Origin of the sequence: Paenibacillus sp. FSL K6-2862 (assembly GCF_038005125.1) — a bacterium.
In the GTDB taxonomy this organism is placed as follows: domain Bacteria; phylum Bacillota; class Bacilli; order Paenibacillales; family Paenibacillaceae; genus Paenibacillus; species Paenibacillus illinoisensis_A.
This window is the reverse complement of the sequence record NZ_JBBOSN010000001.1, coordinates 4901752-4916042: the sequence shown is the minus strand read 5'-3', so window position 1 is coordinate 4916042 and position 14291 is coordinate 4901752. Positions and strand designations below refer to the sequence as shown.

The 14291-nt window shown below is 45.9% G+C and carries 10 protein-coding genes; 6 read left to right on the top strand and 4 right to left on the bottom strand.

Annotation, left to right across the window (positions count from 1 at the left end):
• Positions 1-15: 15 nt before the first annotated feature.
• The 6 genes from MHB82_RS22210 to MHB82_RS22185 all read left to right on the top strand — a co-directional run bounded on the left by MHB82_RS22210 (position 16) and on the right by MHB82_RS22185 (position 10888).
• Positions 16-885: an alpha/beta fold hydrolase gene (locus MHB82_RS22210; protein WP_341175831.1), complete on the top strand. Its 870-nt coding sequence runs from the start codon at positions 16-18 to the stop codon at positions 883-885.
• A gap of 297 nt (positions 886-1182) precedes the next feature.
• Positions 1183-2172: a serine/threonine protein kinase gene (locus MHB82_RS22205; protein ID WP_095359556.1), complete on the top strand. Its 990-nt coding sequence runs from the start codon at positions 1183-1185 to the stop codon at positions 2170-2172.
• A 513-nt stretch (positions 2173-2685) separates the two neighbouring features.
• On the top strand, positions 2686-8334 hold the full coding sequence (locus MHB82_RS22200) for a S8 family serine peptidase (protein WP_341175830.1): 5649 nt from the start codon (positions 2686-2688) through the stop codon (positions 8332-8334).
• A gap of 172 nt (positions 8335-8506) precedes the next feature.
• Complete coding sequence (locus MHB82_RS22195) at positions 8507-9754, top strand: transcriptional regulator (protein ID WP_095359554.1); 1248 nt, start codon at positions 8507-8509, stop codon at positions 9752-9754.
• Positions 9755-9878: 124 nt separating this feature from the next.
• Positions 9879-10319, top strand: a complete 441-nt coding sequence (gene imm48, locus MHB82_RS22190; protein WP_110821958.1) for an Imm48 family immunity protein — start codon at positions 9879-9881, stop codon at positions 10317-10319.
• 32 nt (positions 10320-10351) lie between these two features.
• Positions 10352-10888, top strand: a complete 537-nt coding sequence (locus tag MHB82_RS22185; RefSeq protein WP_341175829.1) for an RNA 2'-phosphotransferase — start codon at positions 10352-10354, stop codon at positions 10886-10888.
• Positions 10889-11041: 153 nt separating this feature from the next.
• Here the strand turns inward: MHB82_RS22185 and MHB82_RS22180 are convergent, their stop codons facing one another.
• The 4 genes from MHB82_RS22180 to MHB82_RS22165 form a co-directional block, all read right to left on the bottom strand.
• Entirely contained in the window at positions 11042-11899 is an 858-nt protein-coding gene (locus MHB82_RS22180; protein ID WP_341175828.1) for an SDR family oxidoreductase, read from the bottom strand.
• A 114-nt stretch (positions 11900-12013) separates the two neighbouring features.
• Complete coding sequence (locus MHB82_RS22175) at positions 12014-12439, bottom strand: Rrf2 family transcriptional regulator (RefSeq protein WP_341175827.1); 426 nt, start codon at positions 12437-12439, stop codon at positions 12014-12016.
• 130 nt (positions 12440-12569) lie between these two features.
• On the bottom strand, positions 12570-13199 hold the full coding sequence (locus MHB82_RS22170; RefSeq protein ID WP_341175826.1) for a YfbR-like 5'-deoxynucleotidase: 630 nt from the start codon (positions 13197-13199) through the stop codon (positions 12570-12572).
• Positions 13200-13460: 261 nt separating this feature from the next.
• Positions 13461-14243 (bottom strand): formate/nitrite transporter family protein, encoded by a 783-nt coding sequence (locus MHB82_RS22165; protein WP_110821977.1) that lies wholly within the window; start codon positions 14241-14243, stop codon positions 13461-13463.
• Between the last annotated feature and the right edge of the window lie 48 nt (positions 14244-14291).

The window sequence follows — 14291 nt, the reverse complement described above, 5'->3', positions numbered from 1 at the left end:
TTGCAGGAGGCAGACATGAGTTCCATTTATAGAAGTGAAGAAGGCAAGAGCAGTATTCTGGAGGATTATGAAGCCTATCTGGAAAATCTGGGCGAGGGCGTTGAGCGGGAATATGTGGAGACACGTTTTGGACAAACGCATGTACTATTGACGGGGCCTGAGAACGGGAAACCGCTGTTCATTCTCCAAGGCGGAAACTGTGTGAATCCGATGACGTTGTCCTGGTTTTCTTCCTTATTCAAGGATTACCGAATTATTGCTCCCGATACGATCGGTCACCCCGGTTACAGTGAAGAGACACGAATCTCGGCGAGGTTTGACAGTTTGGCCTTGTGGGTTTCCGATTTGCTGGACCACTACAAGATTGAAAAAAGTGCGTTTATCGGGCCTTCTTTTGGCGGTGGAATTATCCTTAGACTGGCTACCTATATTCCGGAGCGTATTGCATGTTCCGTTTTGGTATCGCCTGCGGGACTGGCTGTGGGTTCGAAATTTAAAACAGCTCAGGACATTGTGCTTCCACTAGTGAAATACCGGATGACTTCTTCGCCATCTTCTTTGCAAAAAATTACAGGCACCATGTCATGCAACTGCATGAAGGAAACGGATAAAAACATCATGGGCAAAATCTTCAAATACGTCAGCATGGAGCAGGATAACCCTAAGCTTACGGAACGGGAAGAACTGGTGAACTATACGTCGCCAACGCTGCTGCTGGTCGGAGAGAAGGATGTCTTTTTCCCTGGGGATAAGGTCATTGAACGAGCTCAGAAAATTATTCCAAATGTACAAGCCGTCAAGTACGACACGGGTCATTTTCCTTCACAGGATGTGCTCATTCAGATGAACGGGGAGATTCGCCAGTTTTTACAGAAAAACTATTAATATAGCACAGGCACGGGCGGATCGAAGGTTTCAAGTCTATTAAACGAATCCGCCCATCTGTTGATAACAGTATGAGATAAGTAGTCTCTGATTTAACTAAGATTTTGTAATTCTATCAGGTATAGACTAGTATGGAGTAGGTATCGTAATTTATTTTATTATTTCCACATAAGTGTGTTTCAAATTGATATGATTGGTTTATATAGATGGTTGGCGATGAAACGTCTGCTGATTGGGACAGAGTAATGCAAGATGCGGCAAGTCTTCCGATCGACAAGGTTGAAAAGAGGGTCTGTTATGAGAAAAGACAATTACAAAATGGCACTGCAGCGCAATGTCATTCTAAACGATACATATCAGGTTAGACAGGTACTCGCCAGCAGTGAGCTGGCTATTGTATATGCAGGTAGAGACAAAAATACAGGGGCGAAGATAGCCATTAAGGAATTTTTCCCGCAGAGGCTGGCTTCGCGGCAATCGGACAAGCGGGGAGTGTACTGTTCTTCGCGCGGTTTCGGCGGGCAGTACCAGGAACTGCTTGCTTCCTTCCTGGTTGAAGGAGAATTGTTGTCCGGTCTCAGTCATCCTCATATTATTACGTACATAGACCATTTTGAAGAAAATGATACAGGGTATCTGATTACCGAGTACTGCAGCGGGATCACGTTGAACGAGTATTTGCACGAGAACGATCATGCACTGGACCCCGCATTTATTCAAGGGACACTGCTGCCTCTAGTCGATACGCTGGATTACATTCATAAACAAGGAATACTTCACCGGGATGTGAAGCCTTCCAACATTATGATTATGGAGGACGGAACGCCGAAGCTGCTGGATTTCGGTTCGGCTGCTCGCTGGCCGATGCAATCTGGGGATAAACAGGCCATTTTCACATCTTCCGGATATTCACCGCTTGAATTCTATTCCGAAAAATCCAGTCAGGGGCCGATGTCAGACATCTATAGTCTGTCAGCCCTTCTTCACTATTGGACATGTGGACAGCCTCCACTAGACGTAAAAAAGCGGCTGTTCCAGGATGAATTGCCATCTGTTCGCAGCCACAACACCTATGTGAACCCATGGCTTGCCCGTGTCATTCACTGGGGACTGACGGTCCGCTCCGAGAAACGCTGTGCTTCGCTCGCCTGGGTGAGAAGATCTCTCCGGGTTCAGGCCCTAATGTGGAAATTACGCAAACCAGGCACATTGGAATGGACACTCGCAGAGAATGAACATACTCAAGTCTATGACCTGGAAACGGGCAAAAAGCACGAGACGGCGTGATTGAGACTCTTATGATCCCTATCTTTATCTTTGAAGCCTAAACGTAAGTGCATAAATAAGCTAGGCCCTTTGAAAAGAGAGGTCCGGCTTATTTTTCTTTGCTTAAAATATGGATAATGGAAAAATTTGAATATATTAAGTCAAAAAAGCTTACATGTTCGTTCTATTTAGAACAGTGATGTGAGCTTTTTTACATTTCTTTTTGCAAATTTTGATAAGGAATCCGATGAAAAATAGCATAAAAAGTAAATTATTATTCAAAATACGCTTCATTTTCGAAAGTGTTTTTAGGTCTTGAGATACTTGATTGTTTAATCCCATAGTAAATAAAAGGGTAGAGTCCTGGTTTTGTAAAGTAAACTCGCTAAATTAGATAATTCGGTCTATTCATATGTAAATTTTTTAGAAGAATATCACAAGCTTATAGTCTATTAACATACTCAATTACCCCAATTTACATTCCATACACTGCGGAATACGATAATCCTAATCTATTACCGCAGGAGGTATGAAATGAAACGAAAATCAGCCCGATGGTTATCCGGTCTTATAGCGGCAGGAGTCATGTTGTCTTCCGTGTTCTCTATGCCTGCTTACGCAGCGCCCTCTTATGGTCCTCTAGAGCAGAGTGCAAGCGCTAAGTCCATTCTGCAATCTCTGACACCAGAAGAGAGACAAGCTCTAAACCAGCTGCAAATCATGGATGGAGAAGTTATTGACTCCAGGGTGAATACGAAGAGTGAAGACTCGGTTAACGTGATTGTTCAATTTAAAAGCGAACCCGCTGTAGTGGCCTTGAAACGGGCTGCTTTGAACAATGAGAAATTATCAGAGCTCACAGCTACAAGCAGAGTGAAACAAAACCATCAGCAATTTAAACAGCATATTAAGTCTCTTCAGCAGAAGAGAGGACTGTCTTATGATGCTTCCGCAATCCAGATTACTCAGGAGTATGATACTGCGCTAAATGGTGTAGCTTTAACGATTCCTGGTGTTGCGGTAGAAGATCTAATGAAATCCGGTGTAGTGAAAAAAGTATGGGCTGATCAGGAAGTGACTCTTGATCTGCCGGAGGCAGACACACAGAGTGAATTTGCATCCGAAGCCGGAATGCAGCCCCGGATGGCTGATAGTGTGCCGTACCTCGGGATCGATACACTTCATGAAGAGGGCATTACAGGCAAGGGAGTTAAGGTCGGCGTACTGGATACGGGAATTGATTATCATCATCCGGATTTAACGGGGGCATATAAGGGGTATCGAGCCCATGACGGTGAAGATCCCAAACAAGTGGATCCGGCTACGGTCAAAGGTTGGGATTTTGTCGATAACGATGCTGACCCGATGGAGACAACATACGCCGATTGGGAAAATTCGGGTTATAAGGAGCTGGGAGTACCCGCAGAAGACTACTATACCTCTCACGGAACCCACGTATCGGGAACTATCGCTGGACAGGCGAAAAATAATGTGGGGTATGCAGTAAAAGGAGTAGCGCCAGACGTAGATTTGTATGTATACCGCGTGCTAGGTCCTGGCGGAAGTGGTGAGATGAGTGGCATTATTGCCGGGATTGACAAGGCTATTCAAGATGACCTTGATGTGATCAACCTCTCTCTGGGTGCTGCAACGAATGATCCGTTGGACCCTGCGTCCATTGCACTGAATAATGCGATGCTGCAGGGCGTCGTGAGTATGGTTGCAGCAGGTAACGATGGGCCAAGCGAGGGCACATTAGGCACGCCGGGTGCCAGTGCACTGGCCATTACGGTTGGGGCTTCCGATGTCCCGTTGACCATTCCTACAGTTACCGTGACCATGGATGTATACAGTAATTCAAATGAGGAAGAGGCAGCAGAAGAAGCTGCACCTGAAGCAGATCCGGAGGTGCCAGCAGCAGCAGAAGAAGCTGCACCTGAAGCAGATCCGGATGTGCCAGCAGCAGCAGAAGAAGCTGCATCTGAAGCAGAAACGGAGGTAACAGCAGCAGAAGAAGCTGCACCTGAAGCAGATGCGGAGGTGCCAACAGCAGCAGAAACTGCACCTGAAGCAGATGCAGGGGTGCCAACAGCTGCAGAAGAAACACCTGCTCCAACGTATACCAAGGAGCTGCCTTTGTTTGGTAAGGATTTTGCGGACGATCTGAATACACTTGAGGGTAAAACCTATGAACTCGTGTATGCAGGCATTGGAAACGTTTCTGATTTTGAAGGTATTGATGTTCAAGGTAACGTGGCCCTCATCGCTCGGGGCGAGATTGCACTGGACGCCAAAATTGTCAATGCAAGAAAAGCAGGAGCGGCAGCGGCGTTAATTTACAATAACGTGGAAGGAACCATCCCCAACTATTTGGGTGAAATGAACGGATATATTCCAACATTCCAAATGGAAAAGGAGCTTGGAGAGAAGCTAAAGGATGCAAATGGCGTGATGGTTACCTTTGGCACAACGGGCCAAACCGTTACAGAGGGGAACAAACTGGCTGATTTCAGTTCCCGTGGTCCAGCTGCAGTCAACAATGATATCAAACCGGATATCGTAGCTCCGGGTGTAGCTGTATTTTCAACATACCCAGTTTTTGTGAATGATCATACGGGAGAGAATTATGATATTGCCTATGCACGTATTTCAGGTACTTCCATGGCGACGCCGCATATGGCAGGAATTGCTGCGCTTATGCTGCAGGAACACGCAGATTATACGCCTTTTGATGTGAAGACAGCTCTGATGAATACGGCGGTGAATCTGAACGGCAATTATTCCGTATATGAAGTGGGTGCAGGTCGTGTAGATCCATACCGTGCAGTCCACACATCCGTATTTGCCAAAGTTCAGGACAAAACCATTCATTTCTCAAATGAGGAATCCATCCTGATCGACGAAATTACAGGTTCAATCGTATTTGACAGTGCGTACCTAGAAGATGAAGGCGGGGAAATCCTGTCGGACAGCCGCATCGTTAAGATCGAGAATAAAGGAAACAGTGCGAAGACCTATCGGACTTCCAGCAAGCTGTTGAACGAGATGAATTTAAATGTTCGGCTTCCGGAATCCATTACAGTAAGTGGAGGAAGTACGGAAGAGATGACCGTCTCTGTTGATGTACCACAGGGCACGCCAAGCGGTCGTTACGAAGGATATGTATATCTAGATACGGAAAATGCCGCGGATCATATTCAGATCCCTTTCGCCATCCGCATTAGCGAGAAGGGCATTACTTCTGTCGAGTTGATTCCGCCAGCCGTTACAAACGATACCCCATTCCATCAGTTCCTGAACCGGATGACACTGAGTACCATTCTTTTGGGCAGTCCCATTTATTCTGTGGATGTGTTGCTGAAGGATCGCGAAACTGGCGAGGAAATCGGTTTTGTAGGTACAATGAATACGCAGTCTATGCTCCCCGGAATAGAATATATGATCCTGAATTTGTTTAAAGGTTACGCATTTCCGATTGAAAACGGAGAGATCTCGAGCGTTGCACGATTTGTCCCTGAGGGCAGCTACACACTTGAAATCATTGGGACGGATTCTGAATCCAGGCAGTATTCATACGAGACATTGGTCGTTGTGGACAATACAGCCCCTGAGATTGACCTGGGTATAGAGCCTGGTGTATACGAGCTCAATGATAGTATGTTGACGGAAAGAGAAGCTGGACTTGGCGTCTGGTACGATGGCACAGCTATCGATTCAACAGTGCAAACCTTTGTTGATAATGGAATCACGGCTTATGATCAATCTTCCAATCGTATCATTTTCTACGAGAATGGCAGTCCGTTCTATTCCGGTGATTTACCTGTTTCCAAAGAAGGAAACATATCTTTTGGTATCACGAAGGAAGAATATGATAATGGTTACGAACTTCGACTCTTTGGAATGGATGTGGGTACAGCGGCCAATCCCGTCAAGGACCACCGCTATGGCTTTATTTCCGAAGGCAAACCTTATGTGACCAGTAAATATGACAAAGAACAAGTACGTAAAGGAGATACGATTACCCAGACTATTCAATTGAACAATGTAGAGAAGTTAAACGGTATTTCGTTTATCCTGGAATCCATGTATGACTACAAACAATTTAACCGGATTGAGCCAACGCCTGAGCTGCAGGCATTACTGGATGTCACAGGCGCTGAAGTGAAATTCAGTGATCCTGTAGTGAGCCCAAGAGAAATCAGCTTTGAGGCATCCATCTCAGGTGGGTCCTTTGAAGGAATCACAGGTGATCTTGATTTGTTCCAAGTTATCTTTGATGTACCGAAGGATGAATTTTATTTCAAGAAAAACGACGTACCATTGCTTGAAGTGAAATACACTACGGTTGGCATGAATGAGAACGAAGAGAAGTTGACATTAACCGCGTTTAACACAGACAGCTATGAAGTGATCTCCAAATCTTCAAGAACATATGGTTATGTACGTCCCGAAGCTTTTATGGTCAATGGAGAGTATCTGGATTTTGCAAATGACTATTCGGCAATGGGCATTGAAGTTTATGCGGAGACGGCTTCTGGAAAGAAATATGAGGGGACGCTGCAAAAATACGGTGAGTTCCTCATCGATGGCATTCCCGCAACAGGTGAAATGACGACCATCTACACACGAGTTCCTGGTCATTTACCTTCCAAGCTGGCAGTGGTCCTGAGCAAGACGATTAATGGCGAATATTATGGTATCAATCAACTGAATTCGTCTGACTTTACGTATGCCGGCGATATCAATGGAGATGGAGTCATCGATATCTATGATATGGAACTTGTAACGAAACATTATCATACTTCGGATGAAATCGCCGATATTGACCAGGATGGCTATGTAGGAGACGTCGACGTAAATTACATTACGAATAACTTTGGAAAAACCGCTAACTATTCCACCCAAAAGCCTGTCATGCAAATTGGTGAAAAAGACTTGGGATACTTCCTGAACAAGATTCAGGAAATGAACAATGGTGGTTCCGGAAATAACGGTGGCGGTTCCGGTAATAATGGTGGTGGAGGGGAATCTGGGGCAGCTCCTGCACCAGCCCCTACACCTGCACCGAAGCCAGAGACAGAACTGAGCCAAAATCAGGTCATCACGGAAAAGGATCTGAAAGCTGCGACAAACGGTACAGCGACTGTGGCGATCACGGTTGGTCAAAAGATTGAGCTGCCTGTCAATGCTGGAGACTTGTTAGGTTCCAATACACTTACACTATCTCAGCAAGGCTTATTATCGCTAACGATTCCTTCTGGCTTATTCAAAGAACTGCAAACCAAAGGTGGCCCTGGTGCTGCCGATGGTAAGATTATGCTGGAGATAAAAGAAAAAGACGTGAACGTGCCAGCCGCCAAACAAGGTCTGACATGGACAATTGCAGGTGCTGCTTACGAATTCGAACTTTACCTGGAGGCTTCCGGTGAAAAGTTATCCTTGTCCACGCTTCCGGAAGATATTGCGTTGACACTTCATTACGACAAGGATCTGGATAGCAACCTGATCGGAATGTACAATGAATCTTCATCCAAGGACAACTGGACCTATGTTGGCGGGGATGTAGATAGACAAAATGGTACCGTGACCTCCCCATTGTCTCATTTGGGTACATTTGGACCTTTTGTTTACGACAAAGCGTTTGAAGACGTGACTCCGACGCATTGGGCAAGTGAAGCCATCAAGTCTCTTGCAGCCAAGCATGTGCTGACAGGCAAGACAGAGACTGCATTTGATCCTAAGGGTCAGACAACTCGTGCTGAATTTGCCGCTTTAATCGTAAGAACCCTTGGTTTACAGGCCAAAGGAAACGAATTACCATTTGGCGATGTGAGTCAGGATGCCTGGTATGTAGAGAGCGTTGCTGCAGCATACCAAGCAGGTTTGATTCAAGGAATAGCCAAAGATAAGTTCGCTCCGACCGAAACCATCTCGCGACAAGAAATGGCTGTGCTCATGATGAGAGCATATGAATATCAAACCCAATCATTGGATACCAAGCAGACATCTGAGGGCTATTCAGATGCAGCAGACATTGCACCGTGGGCAGAGGAAGCTGTGGCTAACGCTTCCGAACTGGGTGTAATGAAGGGTTCTGCAAAAGGTGAATTTAACCCGAAAGATCATGCAACACGTGCCGAAACGGCCCAAACGATTTACAATTTACTTTCGCTAATCCAATAAGAAATATTAGAAAAAGAGGTCCCTTTAGCGGGCCTCTTTTTCTGTATGATGATACCTTACATGATCCTCGGAAACTCTATCGCAATGACCTCGACCTATAATATATGCTGGTAGAGTCCTCATTCGCTCCCTATAATTAGGGATAAAACGAAGGACAAAAAGAGGTGTAGTGATGATTGAAGGGAAGATTATTAAATTTTACCGGGAGAAAAAAAGACGAACTCAAGGAGAACTGGTGAAAGGGATCTGTTCAGTCACACATCTGAGCAAAATTGAGCGGGGCATGACAGAGTATTCACAGGAAATTATGGACATGCTCTGTGAGCGACTGCACATTGATATGGTAAGGGAAGTAACAAGATACCATCAAATGAAGGAGCTTCTGGATACATGGCAGGAGGCAATAATCATGCAGAGAACTGCCGAGGCTATTCGCCTCAAAGACAAGCTCGAAGAAGAACCATTGACAGGTATACCTGATCTGCGATTATCTTGTGACTTGCTGCGGATTCGATTTTACTTGTTTATGAATAATATAGATGAGGCCGAAAAGCATATAGACAAAATCGAGATTCCGGATGAATTGGAGCATTCGTATGAGTATTATTTTTACCACCATTTGATGGGGATTTATTATTTCCTCACAGGACATTATGCGAAATCCATCCAGACACTAACTTCGATAGACCAGTCCAAGTATACGAACCATGAATATTTTTATCACCTGTCTCTCGCATATCACTCGATATACTCGAATATCACGTCTTACTATTACGCGGAGAAGGCCATTCAGCATTTTCGCAAAACGCTCAATATGGTACGAATCATTGATACTGAAACCATCATGCTCGTTCAGCTCAATTCTCGTGAATATCATGATTTTCCAGAAACCAAACGCAGATATGATAATCTGATTCGGATCTGTGATGATTGCGGTCTTCCTGACCGGAAAGCCAAGCTGCTAAACAATCTTGGTTATGAATACAACCGGAGAAACCAATATGAAGATGCAGCCTACTGGTACAGGGAAGCGCTTGATATCATTCCGGAAGAGCAGCCGTTATACTTGATGGTACTCAATAATTACATAGAAACGAGTAGACTGGGGAGCCTCATGCCTGCAAATAAACTGCTGGATCTATCTCTGGAAGCTCTGCGTCAATCTGATCTTGTGGAAGATGCGAGCTATATGGAACTGGAACTCCAATGTGTTATTTTACAAGGCCAGGAGAAGGCATATTATCAAATGATAGAAGAAAGAGTGCTCCCTTATTATCGTGAACTGGGTTCCAAGTATCTAGCTGAGCGTTATGAAGAAATATTGTTCCAGTACTATATGGATCATGGTGAGAAGGATAAGGCACTTCATCTCGCAAAAAATCGTTTTGAAACGCAGACGACAACGCTTATATCAGGGTAATATATAAAATGCGAGAAGTGTCGCAGTATAGGGCATTTGAAACGAGCGCTATACCTCCGATACAATGTGGTCAGAGAGTCTGAGAGAATGGCTCAAATATGGCTGAGAAATGGAGAACTACAATATGACTGATTTTATTAATGCAGAAGATATTAACGACGTCATTCTGGCAGCGGCTGCCTCTGAGCTGGAGCAGATGGTGGACCGGATTTGCGAATTGATTGGCACGCCTTTGGGGCAGACAACAGAGCTGGAGCGGCAGGTTATCGCTGCATTCGGCTTTGGGGCTGTATACGGCATTACTCATCGGGATCAACTAGGAGAGCCCCAGGCTCATGCACTGAGTATTCGTATGTTGATCAAGCCATTTAACTACAGTGAGCAGCAAGCAGTGGACTTTGCCGACGATCTGATTCGGGTGGCCTCGGACCGGGAGGCGCATCCAGTAATGAACACGATTATTCATCGTGGGATTGATGGCCACCGTCAATTTAACCAGGAAGACGATGAAGGACTGGCTCGCAATATTCAGGAGATTTTGGCTGCGGTACAACCGGAGAGATAGAAGAGCGTTACTAGATTCGGGAGATGATCGTAATGGATTTGATGAAACTAAGCAAAGAGCTCTCTTATGCTCTGCGGCATGCCCCCTGGGAATATGAGCTGGAGCTGGATGGAGAGGGCTGGGTGGAGATCTCGCACTTACTCGTGGCACTACATGAAAGTCCGCAGTGGAAAGAAGTAACGGAAGCCGATCTGGAGCAGATGATTGAGGCTTCGGAGAAAAAGCGACACGAAATCCGTTCCGGCCGCATCCGGGCATTATATGGTCACTCCACTCCGCAGAAGATATCCAAAATCCCTGCGAACCCGCCGGTAACGCTGTATCATGGTACACCGGCTCGCGCGGTGGCTTCGATTATGGAGCAGGGATTGCAGCCGCGGCAGCGGCAGTATGTGCACTTGTCCGCAGATATGAATACGGCCGAACAGGTAGGACGCAGACGTGATGATCAGCCTGTAATTCTGAAAATTAATGCCGCGCTGGCAGCCAAAGAGGGTATCCTCTTTTACCATGGAAATGAAAATATCTGGCTCGCTGATCACATACCTGCACGCTATATCGACCGCTGACAAGAATATTGCCCGCGAGTCCAATAGATTATTATTTTGTTTATAAGCACATGTTACAGAAAAAGGGGCACATCAACATTAGTTGGTGTGTCCCTTTTGGATATCCAGCTAAAAGAATTTCGTTCTAATAGCAGATATGGATTTGAAGACGTTTTACTTGCCCAAAATTGCTTTAACACCTTCGCTCAGTGGTTGAGCCGGACGGCCAAGCAGCTTCTCCAATGTGTCGCTCTCTACAGCCAGTGCGCCTTCACGGATAGCACTCTGCATATCAACCAGCATGGAGACCACAAAGTCAGGCAGCCCTGCACCTTTCATGATGTCCGCATAAGCGGCATCGTCCACGTTTTGCACATTGATGTTCTGTCCGAGCACTTCGCCAACGATAGCTGCAAGTTCAGCTTGCGTGCGGAGTTTACCGGACAACTCATATACCGAATTCTCATGTCCCTCACCTGTAAGGACTGCTGCAGCTGCATGTGCATAATCGCTGCGCGTAGCCCAGCCTACTTGACTGTCGTTGGTCGCATGAACCCATGGGGCACCTTGGGTAGCAGCTTGTACGCTGCCTGCTTCATTTTCCAGATACCAGTTGTTACGCAGGAAGGAATAAGGAATGCCGGATTCGCGGATCGCCTGTTCTGTGGCACGGTGCACTTCAGCCAGGGAAAGGGTGTTATTCTCGGCATTTACCACGCTGGTATAAGCGATAAATCCAACACCTGCACTCTTGGCAGCATGAACCGCAGCTTGATGTTGGCGGATACGTGTCTCATTGTCGCCATCTGTGGAGATGAGCAGCAGGCGATCCACACCAGCGAAAGCTTTGGCAAGTGTATCCGGTTGATCAAAATCACCATGACGAACGTCGACGCCTTGAGCACGCAGTCCTTCCGCTTTCTCAGGGTTTCGTATACTTACAGCCAGATCCCCGGCCGATACCGTTTTTAACAAAGCTTCTACGACCAGTGAACCCAAATGACCTGTTGCGCCAGTTACCAAAATTTTCATGAGATATTCCTCCAATGGTTTAAGTATTTTAAAAAAAGTTTGGATGTAATCAAGTCCGTTATAACAGATGTGATTACAACCAAAGGGTTAAAAAAAGCTCGTTATGAGCTTCTTTTATTCAGACACATGAACCTGATCCATCATCTGCTGTATGGTTACGCTGTTCAAACGCTGTTCCATCGCTGTCTGAGCCTCAATGAGCTCGGCACGCAAGGTACGTTCGATCATACTGCCCACCGGACAATCCGGATTCGGATGTTTATGAAAGTTGAATAGCTCCCCATTCTGGACCACTTCGAGTGCTCGATATACATCCAGTAGGGTAATGTCTGCCGGATCCTTTAATAAGGAAGCACCGCCGACGCCCGGTCTGACCTCGATCAAACGGGCCTGTTTCAGCTTGGACATGATCCGCCGGATAATCACGGGATTTGTATTTACGCTGGAAGCAATAAAATCCCCAGTGCACTCATGCGGTGCAACAGCGATCAAGGACAGGGTGTGAACCGCAATGGAAAAGCGGCTGCTGATTTGTTTCATGGATGATCACCACCGTTGTAACTATAATAGTTACAAATTGTGTGGTTGTCAAATACAAGTTCCAGATCACCACCTATAACGAAAAGAAGCCATGTCCTGGGATCAGTTGGACCAAGATGGCCAGCGCTGATTATTGGGACAAAGCTTCTTCGGTGATTTTGCGGATATCGAACGGGGAGCGAATGCCTTCTTCAATTATGTCAGGCAGAATGTTGTCTAAGAAATAACGTACACAGTGAAGGTCGATATTTTTGATTTTGATCAGTGCATAACGGTACATGACGATAAATTCTTTCTCCGTATTGCCACGCTGAAGTTCCGCAAAGGCTTCATATACCTGGTCCATTTTATCCGCCACTTCGAGAATCAGGCCTTCTACGGAATCATCTTTGCCTTCGCGCAGCTGCCTGCGGAAGATGTCCTTAAATTCTTCAGGGATATTTTCATTAATAAAATGCTCTACCATCGCTTCTTCCACATGGAGCAGCATGGAACGCAGCTCCAACGAGTAATGTTTGACGGGTGTCTTAATATCACCGATGAAGATTTCGCCATAGTCATGGCTGCTGGTGATTTCGTATAACTTTTTCCAATCGATGCTTACTCCGTGCTGTTCTTCAATATCGGCCAGTGTCTTGGCATATTGTACTACTTTCCAGGAATGGGCAGATACACAGTGTTCTTCGAATTTGAACTTGCCAGGCGTCCGAATGATGCGTTCAAGATCGTTCAGTGACCTAAAGTACGTATGAATTCCCATCTAAGCTATCATCCTTTGTTGGTTGAGTATGATCCGACTATACTTTAATTATGTTAACCACGGATTAACGATGTATGCGAGAAAGGTAAAAATAAACCTTGAAAGGGAAAGACATAAGCATAGGGATAAAGAGACAAAAGGGATATCCACGGACCAAACCAAAAAACCACCATGTTGACTGAACTTTTATTCAGCTGATTCATGGTGGCTTTTTTAGATGTTTAATGATTCACGACGAATGAAAATGTGTGCGATGTCCGATTACGCTTTCTTCCGAACCGGGGAAATAAACCAATACGCCATACCGACAAACAACGCACCACCAATAATATTGCCCAGTGTGACGGGAATCATATTGTGCAGCCAACCTGCCAGCGTGATCGTATCGGGGTGGTTGGGCAGCATCCAGGACAGGGATAAGAGCGTCATGTTGGCGACACTATGCTCATATCCGCTGGCGATAAACGCGTACAGACACCACCAGATCAGTACCAGTTTGGCAATATCCTCTTTGGAACGGGCCGCCATCCAGATGGCCAGACAGACGAGCCAGTTACAGAGAATACCGCGGAAGAACAATTCGGTAACGGGTGCAGCCATCTTTTTGGCCGATACGGCAAACAGTAAGTGCTCCGGTGCAGCTGTTTTAAACAAACCACTGCCTACAATAAGCAGACTGAGCAGAATGGCCCCGATCAGATTGCCGAGGAAAACAAGTCCCCAGTTTTTCAGGGTTTCCCGAACCGTGGTCCGGCCTGCCAGCGTGCTCATGGTAAAAAACATGTTGTTGCCTGTAAATAATTCCGAGCCTGCAAAAATGACGAGCGTGAGGGCGAGCCCGAAGGACATGCCCATCAGCATCATTTGTAAGGGTGACTTGGCTGCAAGCAATGGTGCACCGATACTAAAGATCAGAATAATTCCAAGCCCAACGTAAGCTCCTGCCATCAAGGCAGCCACCATGTAACGCGGCAAGCTGGCATTCATCTGATCCCGCTTTTTAACCGCAGCTTCAATAATTCCTTCAACACCTGGTGTAAACATCTTGGTCTCCTCCATTATTGTGCAACTTTCTCGTTCCTGCTCATGGAG